The sequence below is a fragment of the Sphaerospermopsis torques-reginae ITEP-024 genome, assembly GCF_019598945.1.
Taxonomy (GTDB): domain Bacteria; phylum Cyanobacteriota; class Cyanobacteriia; order Cyanobacteriales; family Nostocaceae; genus Sphaerospermopsis.
Genome location: NZ_CP080598.1, coordinates 2,926,504 through 2,944,275, shown reverse-complemented (window position 1 = coordinate 2,944,275; position 17,772 = coordinate 2,926,504). Strand labels below are relative to the sequence as shown.

At 40.3% G+C, this 17,772-nt stretch carries 12 protein-coding genes and 1 pseudogene; 7 read left to right on the top strand and 6 right to left on the bottom strand.

All coding sequences use genetic code 11. From position 1 onward, the window contains the following. Window positions 1-274: 274 nt before the first annotated feature. Together gyrA and K2F26_RS13700 are read left to right on the top strand one after the other, a co-directional pair. Complete coding sequence (gene gyrA, locus K2F26_RS13705) at window positions 275-2,779, top strand: DNA gyrase subunit A (protein WP_220608274.1); 2,505 nt, start codon at window positions 275-277, stop codon at window positions 2,777-2,779. 195 nt (window positions 2,780-2,974) lie between these two features. Further along, on the top strand, window positions 2,975-3,154 hold the full coding sequence (locus K2F26_RS13700; RefSeq protein WP_096569061.1) for a CAB/ELIP/HLIP family chlorophyll-binding protein: 180 nt from the start codon (window positions 2,975-2,977) through the stop codon (window positions 3,152-3,154). Window positions 3,155-3,310: 156 nt separating this feature from the next. On the opposite strand, the gene rpoD is transcribed toward K2F26_RS13700, so the two are convergent. Beyond that, window positions 3,311-4,480: an RNA polymerase sigma factor RpoD gene (gene rpoD / locus K2F26_RS13695; protein ID WP_220608273.1), complete on the bottom strand. Its 1,170-nt coding sequence runs from the start codon at window positions 4,478-4,480 to the stop codon at window positions 3,311-3,313. 1,471 nt (window positions 4,481-5,951) lie between these two features. Next, window positions 5,952-9,194: a DNA topoisomerase (ATP-hydrolyzing) subunit B gene (gyrB, locus tag K2F26_RS13690; RefSeq protein WP_220608272.1), complete on the bottom strand. Its 3,243-nt coding sequence runs from the start codon at window positions 9,192-9,194 to the stop codon at window positions 5,952-5,954. A 211-nt stretch (window positions 9,195-9,405) separates the two neighbouring features. On the opposite strand from gyrB, the gene miaA reads away from it, so the two are divergent. Together miaA and K2F26_RS13680 are read left to right on the top strand one after the other, a co-directional pair. Continuing rightward, window positions 9,406-10,305: a tRNA (adenosine(37)-N6)-dimethylallyltransferase MiaA gene (miaA, locus tag K2F26_RS13685; protein WP_220608271.1), complete on the top strand. Its 900-nt coding sequence runs from the start codon at window positions 9,406-9,408 to the stop codon at window positions 10,303-10,305. A gap of 18 nt (window positions 10,306-10,323) precedes the next feature. Next, on the top strand, window positions 10,324-11,052 hold the full coding sequence (locus K2F26_RS13680; RefSeq protein WP_220608270.1) for a hypothetical protein: 729 nt from the start codon (window positions 10,324-10,326) through the stop codon (window positions 11,050-11,052). Window positions 11,053-11,153: 101 nt separating this feature from the next. Here K2F26_RS13680 and K2F26_RS13675 read toward each other — a convergent pair whose 3' ends face one another. Both K2F26_RS13675 and K2F26_RS13670 read right to left on the bottom strand, forming a co-directional pair. After that, on the bottom strand, window positions 11,154-11,555 hold the full coding sequence (locus tag K2F26_RS13675; protein ID WP_220608269.1) for a helix-turn-helix domain-containing protein: 402 nt from the start codon (window positions 11,553-11,555) through the stop codon (window positions 11,154-11,156). Next, window positions 11,539-11,727 (bottom strand): annotated as a pseudogene (locus K2F26_RS13670) (type II toxin-antitoxin system HigB family toxin); the annotation flags it as partial. The pseudogene K2F26_RS13670 and the gene K2F26_RS13675, both read right to left, overlap by 17 nt. A gap of 252 nt (window positions 11,728-11,979) precedes the next feature. Between K2F26_RS13670 and K2F26_RS13665 the strand changes: the two are divergent. Further along, on the top strand, window positions 11,980-12,603 hold the full coding sequence (locus K2F26_RS13665; RefSeq protein ID WP_220608268.1) for a TMEM165/GDT1 family protein: 624 nt from the start codon (window positions 11,980-11,982) through the stop codon (window positions 12,601-12,603). A gap of 278 nt (window positions 12,604-12,881) precedes the next feature. Here the strand turns inward: K2F26_RS13665 and K2F26_RS13660 are convergent, their stop codons facing one another. After that, window positions 12,882-13,763, bottom strand: a complete 882-nt coding sequence (locus tag K2F26_RS13660) for a tetratricopeptide repeat protein (RefSeq protein WP_220608267.1) — start codon at window positions 13,761-13,763, stop codon at window positions 12,882-12,884. A gap of 398 nt (window positions 13,764-14,161) precedes the next feature. Here K2F26_RS13660 and patR point away from each other — a divergent pair, with 398 nt between their 5' ends. After that, the gene (gene patR / locus K2F26_RS13655) at window positions 14,162-15,166 is read left to right on the top strand and encodes a heterocyst master regulator PatR (protein WP_220608266.1); all 1,005 of its coding nucleotides are present in this window, start codon (window positions 14,162-14,164) and stop codon (window positions 15,164-15,166) included. A gap of 106 nt (window positions 15,167-15,272) precedes the next feature. Here the strand turns inward: patR and K2F26_RS13650 are convergent, their stop codons facing one another. Further along, window positions 15,273-16,442 (bottom strand): homocysteine biosynthesis protein, encoded by a 1,170-nt coding sequence (locus K2F26_RS13650; protein ID WP_220608265.1) that lies wholly within the window; start codon window positions 16,440-16,442, stop codon window positions 15,273-15,275. A gap of 284 nt (window positions 16,443-16,726) precedes the next feature. Between K2F26_RS13650 and thiL the strand changes: the two genes are divergently transcribed. After that, window positions 16,727-17,764: a thiamine-phosphate kinase gene (gene thiL, locus K2F26_RS13645; protein WP_220611877.1), complete on the top strand. Its 1,038-nt coding sequence runs from the start codon at window positions 16,727-16,729 to the stop codon at window positions 17,762-17,764. Window positions 17,765-17,772 lie beyond the last annotated feature (8 nt).

The following is a 17,772-nucleotide window of genomic DNA, read 5'->3' as shown; positions in this document are numbered from 1 at the left end:
GGATTTTCGATGGGGAAGTGTTGATGGTTAAGTTGTTTCCATAATTTGAAACAGTATAACCGCTACCAATTTGGTATAAGACTTATGTAGCAAATAATATGTGCCACCCGTTTAATAATCAATGTGTATCCCCAACATCAAGGATAATACTACGGTTTTTTATCCTCTGAGAATCAAGATTGTGTGAGGAATGCTATTTCATTGGTGATGCTGTGGTTGTTACAGTGGTAAGTTACAGCGATTTTTGTATAGTTAGAATTCAGGGAAAAAACTCATGGCACAACAGTTAAACCTTCTCTCCACGGGACAGGTAATTCCAACACCCCTGCACACCGAGATGCAACGGTCTTATCTAGAATATGCCATGAGTGTGATAGTCGGGCGGGCATTACCGGACGTGCGTGATGGCTTAAAGCCTGTGCATCGGCGGATTTTGTACGCCATGCACGAACTCGGTTTAACACCAGATAGACCTTATCGCAAATGCGCTCGCGTAGTTGGTGACGTATTAGGTAAGTACCATCCCCACGGAGATCAAGCTGTTTACGATGCCCTAGTCAGGTTAGTACAGGATTTTTCTAGCCGTTACCCCTTATTAGCCGGACATGGTAACTTTGGCAGTGTGGATAATGACCCACCAGCGGCGATGCGTTATACAGAGACGCGCCTTGCACCAGTAAGTCACGAGGGAATGCTGGCGGAAATTGGCGAAGAAACTGTAGAATTTATCGGAAATTTCGATAATTCCCAACAAGAACCCACAGTATTACCTGCTCAGTTACCATTTCTCTTGCTTAATGGCTGTGCTGGTATTGCTGTGGGGATGGCTACAAATATTCCACCCCATAATTTAGGGGAAATAGTCGATGGTTTAATAGCTTTAATTGATAATCCAGATTTAAAAGATGAGAAGTTATTTGAGTTAATTCCTGGTCCCGATTTTCCTACAGGTGGGGAAATTGTTGGTAACTCAGGCATTCGAGAAGCATACACTACAGGTAAAGGTGGGATCGTTCTCCGGGGTGTAGCTACCCTAGAAGAAGTTATGCCAACTAGGGGAAGTAAGCGCCGGACGGCAATTATAGTTACAGAATTACCGTATCAAGTGAATAAAGCCGGCTGGATTGAAAAAGTCGCTGATTTGGTCAATCAAGGTCGTTTACACGGCATTTCTGATTTGCGAGATGAGAGCGATCGTGAGGGAATGCGAGTAGTTATTGAACTCAAACGCGATACCAACCCCCAGGATGTTCTTCAGCATCTGTATCACCAAACAGCCCTACAAACTACTTTTGGGGCGATTCTTTTAGCTTTGGTGGATGGACAACCCCGTCAGTTAAGCTTGCGGCAAATGTTACAGGAGTTTCTCAATTTCCGAGAACATACTCTTAATCGTCGCTACAGTTATGAGTTAGGTAAAGCTGAAAATCGTTTAAATATCGTCACTGGTTTATTAACAGCTTTATCTAACTTAGATGAAGTAATCGCTATTTTACGGCACGCTGCCGATGGTAGTACAGCCAAAATGACTCTTTGTAGTCAGTTAGATTTAAGTGAAGTACAAGCGGATGCCATTTTAGCCATGCCATTACGCCGTCTCACCAGTTTAGAACAACAAAACTTACAGCAGGAATTTAATGACCTCAACGAGCAAATTACCTCATTGCGGAGATTACTGGAAGACCGACGGGAATTACTGAAGTCTTTAAAAAAGGATTTGCGAACTCTAAAACGCAAATATGTCGATAAAAGACGCACTAAAATTTCCGCCATCAGCGATATCCCAGTTAAACAAGAACATGGAAAATTAGAAACAGACGATCCAAAATCCAAAATCCAAAATCTAAAATCGGAACACCCCCCAGAAGCAGCTATTTTAGAATTTACCCAGCGCGGTTATGTACGTCGTCTTTCTCCTAATGGGAAGAAGCCAAAAACTGAAAACAGTTTGCATGAAAATGACTTCATTATTCAAACAGAGGTAACTGATACCAATCAAGATTTGCTCATCCTCAATACTGGGGGCAAAGTTTACCCTGTGAAGGTGGGAGATATTCCCGCCACAACTGGACGTTCTCCACGGGGAACACCTTTAATTACCATGCTTACCAGTACGGCTCAAGCCAATGTAGAAGGTATTGTTAGCCGCTTTGTGCTGCCAGAAGATCCTGAAATTAATCAAATTGTACTGCTGACAAAACAAGGGCGCATTAAGCGTCTGGCTTTGGAGGAATTTGCTAATCTTAGTCGGCGCGGAATTACGATTTTAAAACTCAAAGATGATGATGAATTGTCTTTTACTGAGTTCACCACCACAGGTCAACATCTGATTTTAGCTAGTTCTGGCGGCCGCTTGTTGCGATTTGCTGTTAATGATGAACAATTGCCAATTATGGGACGTGCAGCAATGGGTTTACAAGCTTTCCGTTTGGTAAAAAATCAGCAAATGGTCGGCTGTGCGAATGTTGGTAAAGATGATCAGTTATTGCTGGTTACTCAAGAAGGATACGCCAAGCGAATACCCGCCAGTAATTTAAGAGCAGCTAATCGCGGTGATTTAGGTATACAAATCCTCAAATTTCATAACAAAACTGATCATTTGGCGGGAATGGTACGTGCTATCCCTGGTACAGATGTGGCATTAGTGACTAATAAGGAGCGGGTGGTGAGAATACCTGTAGACTCTGTGCCTATCTTAGACAGAGATGCTAAGGGTGAAAGTGTTTTACAAGTCAACAGAGATGAGGTAATTATCAACGTTTTTGAGGTGCGATCGTAAATTTAGAAGTTGAGCTTGGAAGTTCAGGGTGACAACATTCTTGTCACCTGTTGGCTAATCAATTTATAAGATTTGTTAAATTATGTTCACAAATCTCTACACAAACATAAATCAATATTGCATTTCTGAAAAAAATTGTTATATTAGTTTACATAAGGCAATAAAGCTTAGTAAACATAGTTTGGAGTGCGAACCATGACTAATGCAACAAAAACTATTACTTCTGTACCTGAAGATCGCAATGCTTGGCGTTGGGGCTTTACTCCCCAAGCTGAAATTTGGAATGGTCGCTTGGCAATGATTGGCTTTTTAGCAGCCACGTTAATTGAGTTATTCTCTGGCCAAGGCTTCCTGCACTTCTGGGGTATTCTGTAAATTTTGAAATGCAAAATTTTTTGTAACCTAAAAAACCTGGTGGTTGTAATTAACCACCAGGTTTTTCAGTTTTTAGGAGTCAGGAGGCAGGAGGCAGAAGGCAGGAGGCAGGAGGCAGGGGAAAATGAATAACCCAATGCCCAGTCCCCAGTCACCTTAACGAATATATTCCTTGAGGACGCTGTTACGATTGGGGTGACGTAACTTGCGGAGTGCTTTAGCCTCTATTTGGCGGATGCGTTCACGGGTAACGTTGAAAATCTGTCCGATTTCTTCCAAGGTTTTCATGCGACCATCATCTAAGCCGTAGCGTAATCTCAACACATCTCTTTCACGAGGACTGAGACTATCGAGGACTTTTTCTAGGTCTTCACGGAGTAAGTTCTTAGAAACTTGATCTTCTGGTGTTTCGCCATCAGATTCAATAAAATCGCCTAACCGGGAATCTTCTTCTTTACCAATGGGTGTTTCTAAAGAAATTGGCAACTGGGCTGACTTAGCAATAAACCGCAGTTTCTCAATGGTCATTTCCATGCGAGTCGCAATTTCTTCTTCCGTAGGTTTGCGACCCATTTCTTGAGATAATAGCTTGGTAGTTTTCTTGATCCGTGATATAGTTTCGTAGAGGTGAACTGGTAGACGGATAGTACGAGATTGATCAGCGATCGCTCTTGTAATTGCTTGTCTAATCCACCATGTAGCGTAGGTAGAAAACTTATAACCTTTCTCATGGTCAAATTTTTCTGCTGCCCGAATCAAACCCAGGCTACCTTCTTGAATTAAGTCTTGGAAGGATAAGCCACGATTCATATATTTTTTGGCAATGGAAACCACCAGCCGCAGGTTCGATTGCACCATTTTATCTTTCGCCCGACGGCCAACGTGCAGACGATAACGGAAAGTTGGTAATGGCAGTTTTACCGCTTCTGCCCATTCCTTAAATTCGGGTTCTCTTTCTAACTGTTCGTACAGATGATCCCGTACTCTTTCTAATTCCAGTAAATCCGCAATTTTCCGTGCCAGTTCAATTTCTTCGTCTGCGCGTAATAAACGAATCCGACCGATTTCTTGCAGGTAAAGGCGAATCGAGTCTTCGGTAAAGTGTTTTTTCTTGCTTTGTGTCCGACGACGCGATTTAGCGGCTTTTCCAGACTTTGCGTCGTCCTCATCAGTCTGAGGCTCTAAAAAATCATCAATATCGCCGTCATCAACTAGCAGTAAGTCCTCTTCATCCTCGATTAATAAGAGTTCTTCTTCGATATCAGGCGGATTTATTTCTAGGTCAGGCCGATAATCAATATCGAGTACGTTGTTAGCCTGGTTCATGCCGCGTTCCTCATGCTCCTTGCAGAATCAATTACTCAAAATGTGGTTACTGCTCTTGTGATCGAGCTTTTTTTCACCGAAATATAGGCTTTTGGCTAATTTGCCTATGATATTTCCCATGTCCTCTCAATGGAGGCGCAGTTGTTTACTTTAATGGCAAAAAATCACTTTTATGTGAGTTGCTCTGAAAAAAGTCAAACTAATCGCTGTTGCCGTTATACACAACTTCTGATTCACTGGTCTAAAACCAGATGCACCTTAATCAAGAAATTAACCACTCAGACATAATGGATATGACTGCGGGCAGATTTACCTGTTAAGACTGTTCTGATTGTAGCCTGTTTCACAGAAATTGTAATCTTTTTGTGTGTTAATCACGAACTCATTTACCAAGATGAAGCCACTTTTATCAAAAAGACATTAAAAACGGTAGTCACACCATTAAATCTTGTTGGAAACTTTTTGAATTTGCAGTGGCATTCTCATTAGATTAAAAGGTAGGCGCACTTGCTGTGGGTAGATTTTCAACCCCAAGTAAAACAATAGTTTCCTGAGTTTCCTGGCAACAGCAGGAGGTTCACTCAAGTTAGCAGTTATTGATGCACCCCCATGTTTACCATTCCTTCATAAATTACTTATTTAAGATAGCAAAACTAGGCTAACCGCTGGGTATATAGGGCAATAGTGTAACGGTGGTGGTGCTTGTTTCCAGACACCAAGCCTTGTATATGCTATGTTCATAACCTGAACTAAGGAGTTAAGGTTTTGGGAGAATCAGCCGATTGACAGGTGAATTTAGAGTTATCTCTTTTCGGCCTTATTAACACATTAGCGCAATGTGAAAATTTCAACCCTATGCAGCTTGACAAACTGTTCCTATTGTATACAAAGATATTTTAATCAGTCGAGAAATAATTTGTCATTGGATATGCTAAAAAATTTACCTACTTATGAAAAAAGTGCATCGGATACATAATACAAATCGCCAGCTTTCAGCTATAAGTAATCAGTAAGTGGCGACGCTATGCTGACTTAGGAGCTTTCGCTGTCTTCGATACGCTAACAGGTTTCATCTAGAAGTAGACAGGTTTTTCATCAAATCAGAATGTTGCCCAATTCCACCAGTGTTGATGAGAGACATTTTACAGATTGATAGCGGTATATGACAATATTGGCAAATATTTTGTTAGTAGTTTTCCTGGCTAAAGGTATATATTAGTACCTTAATATTTGAAATGACTGCTATTTTCATTTGCCAAGCAGGGTATTTTTACTTGTTTTATAAGTATTTTATAAGTATACTACATTTATTGTCCAAAACTTGCTTCATTATGAAAGCAAACAATATTTCCAAAATTTTGATTTAGTTGCTGTTAAATATTAGTATTTTAACACAGCTATTAGTAATTAATCTTACCCCTACATCCAATGGATGTAGGGCGAGTTCTATAACTAGATTCAAGATAGCAAATTAGATATCTAGATCGGTGAGGTTTAGTTTAGAACCATAGGTTTCAATAAACTCCCGTCTGGGTGCAACGCGATCGCCCATTAAAATGGTAAATATCCGATCTGCTTCCGCTGCGTCTTCTATTTCCACTTGTTTCAGCGTCCGGGTTTCTGGGTTCATTGTGGTTGTCCACAGTTGTTCCGGCATCATTTCCCCTAAACCTTTAAAACGCTGAATGGTATAGTTAGCATTGGCAGGTAAAGTGGCAATATATTGTTGTAATTCCCGATCGCTGTAACAATACTGGTGATTTTTGCCTCTTTCTACTTTATACAGTGGTGGACAAGCAATATAGATGAACCCTTGTTCAATTAACGCCCTTTGATAACGATAGAAAAACGTTAACAACAAAGTCCGAATGTGCGCCCCATCTACGTCAGCATCAGTCATAATTACTACACGATGATAGCGTAATTGTGAGGCATCAAATTCTTCACCTTTTACGCCTAAACCCAATGCTGTGATTAAAGATTGAACTTCGTTGTTTTTGTAGATTTTTGCGTCGTCGGTTTTTTCAATGTTGAGAATTTTACCACGTAGGGGCAGGATAGCTTGAGTTCGGCGATCGCGTCCTTGTTTGGCGCTATTATGCACAAAAATTCCCGCCCCTAAAGCAAAGTTATGAGTATTGGGAACTTCCAGATCATAGACATCATAGCGTTCTTCTAGTTTTTCCACACTCACCACACGGTGATTATAGTTTCTTATTGCTTCTTTAGCTACAGATGGCCGACCTTGATAATAACGTTCACAAAACGTATCCCAGCGTAGTAAAGATTTATCTTTCTTAAATCTGCGATAAGTTTCATAACTGTCTACATCTATATCACCAGTTTGCAGTTCTAATTGCTTCAAAACGGCAATAGTCTTATCAAAATATGTTTCTTGTAAAGCTCTTTTGCGTTTTTCCCGAAACTCATAGGTCCATTGTTCCTTAGTTTTCTGACTGCGCCAAGCCCGTAATTCTTCGTCCTCCCATTGTTTTTTAGCTAACTCTGATAATACTTGACGCGCTTGAGGATTATTAGCAAAATATTCCTTCACTCGTTGAGATTGCGCCAATCTATTAGCTTCATTTCCCCAATATTCTTGTTGTGCTTGATTTAACAACTCATTATTTTCCCGGCGGTAGTCTTCATTAGTTTCATAAAACTCCCGCCATTTAGCCGTCATAAATTCCTTATAAGCTTCATCTTCCCATTGAGCCTTAGCTTGTGCGGAAAGAATTTGACGAGTTTTTTCGTCACGCATTCTTTCGCTCATAAAAGCGCGAAACTCAGGACTTTGATGAACTTGACGACTCTTTTCAATCACATCAGGACGATGGAGAGTTTTTTCGATATGTTGACGATGCAGTTCTAAATGTGCATCAGGAGTCATCCGTTTAATATTAGTGGGGTCATTATTGCGTTTATTGAAATCAACATGATGACGATGACTACCATCAGAATAAGGATAAACCCCATGTTCAAGATTGTAAAAATCTGCTAACAGGTGAGTGTAAATCCATTTATCATTTAAAGGATTCCAAACCATTTCATACCCGTTAAGACCTTGACCGCGTTCATTTTTTTGAGATATTTTGCGATACAAAGGCATTAAGGAATCTTCAGGAGTAAGTAAAGCTGCTGCTTTGTAAGTACCATCACGTAACATAAACCGATGGTCAGGAGTACAGATTAAAACTTCTCCATTATCTAATGTTACTTTAACTACTTCAGCATTAGCCTTAGTCATGCGGACATTGATGATTTTTTCTACCCCAATATTGCCGCTATCCCTGACTGTGTAACAGTAATGCTCTTTTCCCTCTTCCTGCTCTGCAATCAATTCTTTGAACGTAATATTACGTCCATCCGTAAGTAAAATTACTGTGTCGCAATGCCAACAACCGCCCGCTGAATCGCCTTCCACGAGAAATATCTCCGATTCAGCGGGGTCACGAGAGCTACAATCCGCTAATTTACCGGGTAAAGGAGATGATTCTAATACAGATTTTCTTCTAACTAACTCTCTTGCGTGCCGTGCTGCTTCTGCGGCTTTAAAAGCTTGAATAGCTTTATCCAGGATAGAATCAGCAACAGTGGGATGAAATTCTAGGTACTCCGTGAGAACTTCCCCCACCAAAGAGTCAACAATACCGCGAACTTCCGTATTACCGAGTTTAGTTTTAGTTTGTCCTTCAAACTCAGGATCAGGGACTTTCACAGAAATAACAGCAGTTAAACCTTCGCGGACGTGTTCACCACTAAGATTAGATTCATTTTCTTTAATTTTATTCCGCTTGCGAGCGATCGCATTTAAAGTTCTAGTGAGAACCGTTTTTAAACCTTCTAAATGAGTACCGCCGTCAATAGTACGGATATTATTAGCAAAACCTAAGACATTATCAGTATAAGCATCTGTACACCATTGCAGAGAGACTTCCACCTGTACATTATTTCGTTCCCCTTGTACATAAATAATTTCTTCGTGTAAAGGTTGTTTTTCCCGGTTCATGTAGGCGACATATTCTTTTATACCGCCATTATATTGATATGTTTCTACCTTGGGAGTATCGCTTTTGAGAACTTCTAAACGATGATCCGTAAAAGTAATTTTTACACCTGCATTGAGATAAGCTAACTCGCGCAAACGACCCGCTAACGTAATGTAATCAAACTCAGTACCAGTAGTAAAAATTTGAGCATCTGGTTTAAACCTCACAGAAGTTCCCGTTCTTGAGTCCTTGTATGGTTTTGCCTCCAGTTCAGTCATCGGGATACCCCGTTCATAACGTTGGTTATGTACCTTTTTATCCCGCCAAACCGTAATATCTACAACTTCCGAGAGAGCATTAACAACAGAGACACCGACACCGTGTAAACCTCCCGAAACCTTGTAACCACCACCGCCAAATTTACCCCCAGCGTGTAGTACAGTTAAAACAGTTTCCAAAGCCGACTTACCTGTTTTGGGGTGAATATCGGTAGGAATACCCCGACCATCATCTGTCACCGTACAAGAACCATCAGCATTGAGATCCACCTCAACATGAGTACAGTAACCCGCTAAAGCTTCATCAATAGAGTTATCAACTACCTCATAAACTAGATGGTGGAGTCCTCGCGGTCCAGTGGAACCAATATACATCCCTGGTCGTTTGCGGACGGCTTCCAGACCTTCCAGAACTTGAATCTGATCGGCACTGTAACTGCTCGTCATGAAAATTCTCCTGATAAAAAGGGGTTTAATTCGCCAAAAGGCTAAAAAAGTCAAATCACCCCAAAATTATAACACAAAAGCCTTAATGGCGACTATAGCATGATTTAATGAGAAGTTTGTACAGGGTATGGAATCAAGTCAAAATTAAAAATTAAAAATTAAAAATTAAAAAATCTTCGTTCCCTATTCCCTATTCCCTATTCCCTTTTATATGACTAAATTAATTGTGATTTGTGGTGCGACTGCGACGGGAAAATCTGGATTAGCGTTGAGTTTAGCAGAAAGATTAGGTTCTGTCATTCTCAGTGCTGATTCCCGTCAAGTATACCGCGAGTTTGACATTGGAACTGCTAAACCTACGCGGGAAGAACAGAAATTAATCCCCCATTATTTGATTGATATCTGTGAACCGACTGAAACAATGACAGTAGCAGATTATCAGGAACAAACACAAGAGTTAATTGCTAATTTGGGAGTTTCTCCATTATTGTTGGTTGGTGGAACTGGTTTATATATACGTGCTATTGTGCAGGGGATGAAAATTCCCAGAGTATCATCACAACCAGAATTGCGATCGCAACTAGAATCATTAGGTCAACATCAACTTTACCCGATTTTACAACAAGTTGATCCTATAGCAGCCCAAAAAATTCATGCTAACGATTTAGTGCGGACATTAAGAGCATTAGAAGTATATTATGTCACGGGTTGTCCCATGTCTGAACAACAGGGAGAAAACCCCCCAGACTATCCAATTTTACAAATTTATTTAGATTGTGAACCAGAAATTTTAGATGTCAGGATTCGCAAACGTACAGAACAAATGATAGCAGATGGTTTAGTGGCAGAAGTTAAAGATTTATGTCAAAAGTATGGGTTTGATTTGCCATTATTGAATACTTTAGGTTATCAAGAAATCAAACAATATTTAGCAGGGGAAATTAATTTAGAGGAAGCTACAGATTTAATAGCTTTGCATACTCGACAATTTGCCAAACGTCAGCGTACATGGTTTAGACAAACTTCTAATTTGGAATATTTTAATGTTGCAGATTCTGATTTATTAGAACAAGTTTGGAAGAGGATAAAGGAATTTATAGATGAATCATAATTGTCAGGAATTAATGGTATGGATATATCTGAAAAAATCATGTTTTTGATAGGGGGATTATTCTTTGTCTTGATAGGTATTTGTTTACTGACTTTATCATTAGAGGATTTGAAATTATTTGTAAACTCTAAACAGAAGAGAATAGGAAGTATCAATCCTGGAGAAAAAGTATTTATCAGTGGTTACGTAGATGATCATCCAAAATTATATAGTCCAGTCACTCAAAAAAAATGTGCAGCGTGGGAAGTTTGTGTTTATAGCACTAATGGTAAAAATAAAAATATATTACTATATTCATCTTCTAATGAAAACATAACAATTACAGATGAAGTTGATAGTATAAGTGTAAATATTGTTCTAAATACCCCATTTAATATAATTGAAAATATCCCGGTTAAATCAGTGTTACAAATCTCCCAAAAACATACTTTTAGAGATCATCAAAATACATTCTCTAAATTTAGAGATCAGCGAAGTTATGATTTTTTAGAAGAATATACTTTTAAAAAAGTAAATTTGATAGGTTTACGTCGTCAACTAACAATAGAGGAAAAAAAACTGCTTACTGGAGATAAAATATTTGCTTTGGGGGAAGTCATTATGGATGGAAATCAGAAAGTATTAAAAGCTAAGTTAGCATCAGATAGTTTGATCTCACAAATATCTATGATGATCTTCTTGTTATGTATGGGTTTAATATTGTTGATGGTGGGTTTGGGAATGTGTCAACAGGTTTTTCTTTATTAGGTTTATGGAAACATTACTCCAGTTTTTATTCTGGATAGTAACAATATTTAAATCCTTAAATATTGGAAATCCTAAATTCAGATAATTGAAAAAACCGAAGTTCAAATAAACAAACTGGGAGAAACCTTAAAATATTCTCCCAAAGCTTTAGCTTGTGCTTTACTAATGGAACGTTTACCATTAACCATTTCCGAAACCACACCACTACTAAAACCAAGAATACGCACTAAGTCAGCTTGACGAAGTCCACTAGATTCCATGATGTGTTGTAATATTTCATGAGGTGTAGATTTATCCATTGGATAATTTTCTTCCTCATAATCTTCAATTAGTTTCACAAGCAATTTGTGTAAAGCTCGTTCTTCTGGACTACGATTTTTCTTAAAAGTTAGAAATTCAGCAACTTTTAAAAACCGTTCATATTCCTCTTCTGTATCAATTACTTTAGGAACGATTTCTGCTAGTAATTGAACATAAGCATCAGTGTCAAAAGTAAGGGTCATTTTTCCACTTATTTTTACTATATTCGGCGTGAGTTAGTAAGTATTTGTAGTACACTGTTTGATCTTCATAATCTATTGCTACAATGAGACGGTAATTATTACCTTTGATGTTAAAAACGGTAAAATTACCAACTGCTTCAGCATCAGGGTGAGTTTTACGCACATCCTCCAAAACCCTTGACACCCAACGACAACCAACGTATAATATTCATCAAATCGAAGGGGAGTAGCTGCTGGCGCAAAAGCCAGTACATCTGGATCAACATACTGGCGATGAGCCTGGTTCAGATGGCGAATAACAAAGTATTTGAAAGCGAGACCTTCACTGAGTTCACACAAAATAAGTGTGTGAGCTTCAGTGAGGTCGTAAAAACTCTCATTAGAAGCTCCACACAGGTAAAAAATCCTACAGGAGCAAAAAAGAATGTTAACAGCCTTCACCGCAGGTTTATTATTAATTACAATATCCGAACTAGGTGATAAAACCTTTTTTATCGCCGTCATTCTCTCCATGCAGCACTCCAGAAAAATAGTGTTTGCAGGGGTGACAGCAGCCTTAGCAGCCATGACAGTATTATCAGTGATATTTGGGCAAATACTGTCAGTTTTAACACAAGGTTCAAAAATATATGTACACTATGCAGAAATAGTATTATTTATAGCTTTCGGGTTAAAACTGCTCTATGATGGCTGGAAAATGCCGAATAAAGCCGATGAAGAAGTGATAGACGAAGCCAAAGAAGCGGTAGAAAAGGCAGAGTTAGACAGCCAGCAAAAAAGCCCCTGGTCAATATTACTGAAATCCTTTGTATTAACATTTATAGCCGAATGGGGCGATCGCACACAGATAGCCACCATAGCCTTAGCAGCGAGTAACAACGCCATAGGTGTCACAGCAGGAGCAATATTGGGACATTCAATTTGTGCAGCGATCGCCGTCATTGGTGGTAAATTAATTGCAGGTAAAATTTCCGAAAAGCAAATAACCTTCTTAGGCGGCGTTTTATTTATTATCTTCGGTATCGTCGCCGCCGTAGAAGGAAGTTGAGGTGACAGGTGACAGTAAATAGGCAGGGGTGCAGGGTGCAGCTCACAGGGGTAGGTATTTTACATTGTCGTGAGGGCAAGACTTGGGGGACAAGGAAGAACAGTGGACAAGGGAGGAAACCCGTGCAAATAATGTACAATTGGTCACAAAAACCGACGCTCAACAGACCATTTTTTGTATAAAATCTTCCTTGTCTACTTTCCCTCCTTGTCTTCCAGGTCTTGCCTTAACAGATAATATTAAAAACCTACCCCTGTGAGAGTCCCCAGTCACCATCCTCATGGACTCGGTGTACTTTCCGGTGAAGTTGTGGGAGTGGGACTAGGTATTGCTGCTGCTTTTTTGATTTCATCTTTATACTGAGCAGGAGCTAAAGCTGTAGCACTATCAAACAAAGACTGTGCTTCATCAGTTTTACCCTGTTCTCTCAAAAGCATCGCCTTTGCTAAAACAGGACGAAAATCTTGTGGATCTTTTTTAATTGCTTGCTCGTATAAAGAGATAGCTTGAGTATCATTTTTCTGTAAAGCGTAAACACTGCCTAAAAGTATCTGTACAGCAACAACATCAACACTTCCAGGCTGAATGGTATTGGCTTGGGTAGCAGCAGATAAAGTTTCTTGCAATAAACCAATAGCCGCTTCTGGGCGTTTCTGACTGACTTGTAAATTTACCATTCCCTGTAAAGCCTTGATATCACCGGGGTTGATTGCTAAAATAGAGCGATAAGTTTGGGCTGCTCCTTCATTATCGCCCATTTGCTGCTTTGCTTGTGCTAGTAGCACAGAATACTCTGATTGTTGGGGATTCAATTTAGCCAACTTTTCCAAAGGTTCAATTACCGCTTGGATATCAGCATTTTTCACTTCACCCCTGCCTTTTTGACTGAGTAATTGTAACCTTGCTTGTAAAAGACCTTTAAGTGCAGCTTGATTTTCAGGTTCTCGTTGCAAAACTAGCTCCAAACCGCGAATTTCATCTGCTAACTTTGACTTTTGCTCAGATAAACTAGAATCAGTAGAGTTGCTGCTAGTATTTTGTGCTAAGGGTTGAGAATCATTGAAAGCTCCAATGATGGGTATAATAGAAACACCAATAAACGCCGCAACTGCCAGAAGTAAGACAACCTGAATTATCCACCGATTACGTGGTTGAGACACAATTTTTTTCCTTTTGGTAAATTTGAGCGAAATAAATCGAAATTAATGCAATTAATATTTACACAAAGCACAAAGTTAAAATTTTCCAAAACTTTGCGGAATACGGTTATTTCACTGTGAATTTTATAACAAAAAACTATCTAGACTGTTAAAGTAAGTGATGACTTTAGGAGGAGCATTCAGAATTGTAGCTATGCTATGCTTCCGAAACTAGAGTAAAGGCGCTAAATGACACATTTAGTCTCTAAATGAGACATTTCGCGCCTTTGTGTTCGCACAACCCACTCTATAATGGCCAGATTAAAAGGAAATATACTTTTATCAGCCATAGAAACGCTCTTTCCATCTGCTTTTGTCAAATCCCACAATGGGATGTGTCTCCGCCGCAAGGAGTTTTTATGAATTCCGACCTGATGCCGTCTCCTGAATCTTCCAATTCTACAGCCTCTAACCAGGCTCCAGCTAAAATTGACTTAACAGCTAAGTCATCAAAACCGGATAGTTCACCTGTTAAACCTCACGAGAGTGATATTAATGGGAATTTGGCTCATCGCCAACAACCGATCCCACCTCCAAGCGAACCATTGCAGTACCGAGCCATTGGTTTAGTCCGGGGGCGCTACTCTCCCAGCAGTGAACAGTTTACCCAAGGAACACTGATCACATCTGATGGTGTGGAGCTAAATGCCGTCCTTTTAGGGCGGATTATGAGTTTAGTGAAAAATCACCTGGACTTAGAAAAACAACATCTCTGGGTAGTTTATCCCCGCACCAGACAAGAAAATGACTCACTACACATCCAAATTGTTGGAGTTTGGGAACCAGAAAATCTGGCTAAAAATTCCCCAGATGAGGATGGCAAAAAATCGGGTTCACAAGCTTTAGAGAGACCCGAAAATGGTGCGGCCAAGAAATCTACTCGCCAAACTGCTGCTAAAGAAGAAATTTCCCAGCCCGTAAAAGCTTCATCAGAAATTCCTGATGGAGAATTTTCTGTGCGTGGTGAGGTAGTTTACCAATCTTTTGACGCTCAGAGTTTGGTAGTTAAAATCAAGCAAGCTCCACGGAAACCAACCGATAAACCCAAATATTTTAAGTTGAAACTGCGGGGTGTGCTGGCTACCAAGGCTGTGGGCAAGTTTTGGGATTTCAAAGTCAAGCGCGAAGCTGATGTATTGATAGTAGAAACTGCTGAAGCGATCGCTGATTTACCCAAAAAACGCAAACCACCATTCAAAGGTGGACCCCGTGCTGGTGGCGGCAGAAAACCATTTCCCCCCAGACGCAATGGAGAAACTCCACGTCCTGTCAAGAAAATAGGTGGTGAATCCTCTGCGGTGTCTAAACCTGTACCAAAAACCCCCGCTCCTAAGCCAGTGAAAAAGCCGAAACCCCAAGAATAGGGACTGGGGACTGGAGACTGGGGACTGGGGACTGGGAACTGGGGACTGGGGACTGGGTAATCAATTTGATGTTTCCCAATCACCAATCACCAATCACCAATCACCATTAAAAGTCTGCCCAACGATCCTGGGGTAGAAAAGCTCGTTCCATAGGAATGGGAGCAACTGGTTCTGTGAGGGTAAATGTGCCAGCTTCTATCCATTGTTTCAACTCTACGGCTACTTGTCGTGAGAGAAACATACTGGCTAAAGGAGCAACTCGCACCGCTTTACCCTCTATGGAAATTCTGCCCGATTTTAGTTGAGCGTAACTGACTAAACCAAAGGTAGGACGAACACGACGGGGAATAGAAAAGTCTACTATTGGCGCTACTAAATCTTTATCTTGGACTGCACAACGTTCAATGACAGATTCATTTAAAACCGGAAGTGGCACACCTACACCCAACATTAAAGACGGTCCATAACTTTTGAAGTAACAACCCCGCACCCACCGCGCATCCATTTGTTTGGCATCACCAATTAAGGCTAAAGTGGCTGATGGTCCAATGGGTGTTCGATTAGCTAACCGCTTTTGTAAGGGGAAGTGCTGTGTACCTTCCCACGCTACATAACCTATTCCACCGCCTAAAAAGATTTTTGTGCCAATTCCCACAAGTTGTAAATCGGGATCATTGAATAAGGGCGAAATTGCCCCAGGGTTGGAGTAAACTGCATTACCTAAACGGGGTTGCAAAGGTCCTAGATAGGTATGCAGTGGGCGATCGCCTCCATTTACCCCAATAATAAAATTTTGATAAAGATTGCGCGGATTAAATAAATAAAACTGGTTAATAGTTTCACTGGTGATAGTGGTTTCAAAAGTTGCTCTGGGGTAACAGTCGGTAACTTGTCCTAAAGCCCTGACTTGTACGGGTTTACCAGCTATTAAATCTTCAATTACATGACCTCCCCCACGTTCCCGCTGTTCTTCACCATCCATCGTTTCCACAGCACAACTAGCACCCAAGTATAAATCTACTGCGCCAAAACCAGAATATGCTGGTACACCATCTAACCAACAGCGGCGAATTTTGATCGGTGGGTCAGTATGTCCTAAATTAATAATTGCACCGCTGGATTCCATTGGTTCAAAAGTGCCAGTGGTAATCACATCAACTGCTTTAGCAGCTTTGGTGATACCGATTTCCGCTACTCGTTTTTTTAGTTCTTCAACCGTCCAAACTACGGCGCGTTTTTGGTTGATTTTTTCATTAATTTCCGCAATAGTTCGCATTTTTTTCAGTGGGAACAGGGAACAGGGAACAGGGAACAGGGGAAGAACCGAAAATTTTAGATTTTAGATTTTAGATTTTAGATTTTAGATTTTAGATTTTAGATTTTAGATTTTAGATTTTAGATTAAAAAATTTGGTATAGAACCCTATCCTTCAGGACGGAAAAATACTCGCTGCGCTGCTTACGCTTCGCTAACGTCAATCCCAAATCCAAAATTTTCGAGCTTCTACACTTTAGGGTGGAGTTAATCCAAAATCCAAAATCGTAAATCCAAAATCGAATGATGTCTAATTTACCAGCAGAACATTTGCGAGTACGAGATATTGGCGAACAAGGTCTTTTAGCGAGATTACAACGCTTCTGTCCTTCAGATGTGATAGGTGATGATGCGGCAGTTTTGGTGACAGAATCAGAGCAATCTTTGGTAGTAACTACAGATATGTTAGTTGATGGTGTGCATTTTAGTGATGTCACCACTACCCCAGAGGATGCTGGTTGGCGTGCGGCTGCTGCTAATTTATCAGATTTAGCCGCTATGGGTGCTTTTCCTGTGGGTATCACCGTTGGACTGGGTTTACCAGGAGATTTAAGCGTTGAATGGGTAGAAAGACTGTATCAGGGAATGAGTGAATGTTTACAAAAATACGATGTACCCATAGTTGGTGGTGATATAGTGCGATCGCCCATTACCACTTTATCAATCACCGCCTTTGGTCAAGCCAACCCTGATTTTATTATCCGTCGTTCCACTGCTCAAATAGGTGATGCCATAGTCGTCACAGGCATTCATGGAGCATCCCGTGGGGGCTTAGAACTGCTCTTAAATCCCGAAATAGGTCAAAACCTCAAAACTCAAGACAAAGCCGCTTTAATCACCGCACACCAGCGCCCCAACCCACGTTTAGATGTCATACCCCTATTGTGGGAGATTATAGAATCTCAATCCAAAATCCAAAATCTAAAATCTAAAATTGCTGGGATGGACAGCAGCGACGGTTTAGCCGATGCAGTATTACAAATTTGCCGTGCTAGTAAAGTAGGCGCTATTTTAGAAGCAAGTAAAATTCCCCTACCATTAGTTTTTCATCAGTGGTTAAGTCAAGAGCGATCGCTCAATTATGCCCTATATGGTGGCGAAGATTTTGAATTAGTCCTTTGTTTACCACCACAAGCTGCATCAGCATTAGTGCAAAAACTGGGAACAGGTGCAGCCATTATCGGCGAGATTATACCAGGAACAGAAGTGATCTTAAAACATGAAAATGCAAAAATCCCCGACCAAGTTTTAACACTTAGTCAAGGATTTAAGCATTTTAGTTAGGTGATTGG

Excerpts from the sequence above, each read along its gene's own strand:
- gyrA (WP_220608274.1), top strand. The coding sequence starts at position 275 with ATGGCACAACAGTTAAACCTTCTCTCCACGGGACAGGTAATTCCAACA.
- K2F26_RS13700 (WP_096569061.1), top strand. The coding sequence starts at position 2,975 with ATGACTAATGCAACAAAAACTATTACTTCTGTACCTGAAGATCGCAAT.
- rpoD (WP_220608273.1), bottom strand. The coding sequence starts at position 4,480 with ATGAACCAGGCTAACAACGTACTCGATATTGATTATCGGCCTGACCTA.
- gyrB (WP_220608272.1), bottom strand. The coding sequence starts at position 9,194 with ATGACGAGCAGTTACAGTGCCGATCAGATTCAAGTTCTGGAAGGTCTG.
- miaA (WP_220608271.1), top strand. The coding sequence starts at position 9,406 with ATGACTAAATTAATTGTGATTTGTGGTGCGACTGCGACGGGAAAATCT.
- K2F26_RS13680 (WP_220608270.1), top strand. The coding sequence starts at position 10,324 with ATGGATATATCTGAAAAAATCATGTTTTTGATAGGGGGATTATTCTTT.
- K2F26_RS13675 (WP_220608269.1), bottom strand. The coding sequence starts at position 11,555 with ATGACCCTTACTTTTGACACTGATGCTTATGTTCAATTACTAGCAGAA.
- K2F26_RS13665 (WP_220608268.1), top strand. The coding sequence starts at position 11,980 with ATGTTAACAGCCTTCACCGCAGGTTTATTATTAATTACAATATCCGAA.
- patR (WP_220608266.1), top strand. The coding sequence starts at position 14,162 with ATGAATTCCGACCTGATGCCGTCTCCTGAATCTTCCAATTCTACAGCC.
- K2F26_RS13650 (WP_220608265.1), bottom strand. The coding sequence starts at position 16,442 with ATGCGAACTATTGCGGAAATTAATGAAAAAATCAACCAAAAACGCGCC.
- thiL (WP_220611877.1), top strand. The coding sequence starts at position 16,727 with ATGTCTAATTTACCAGCAGAACATTTGCGAGTACGAGATATTGGCGAA.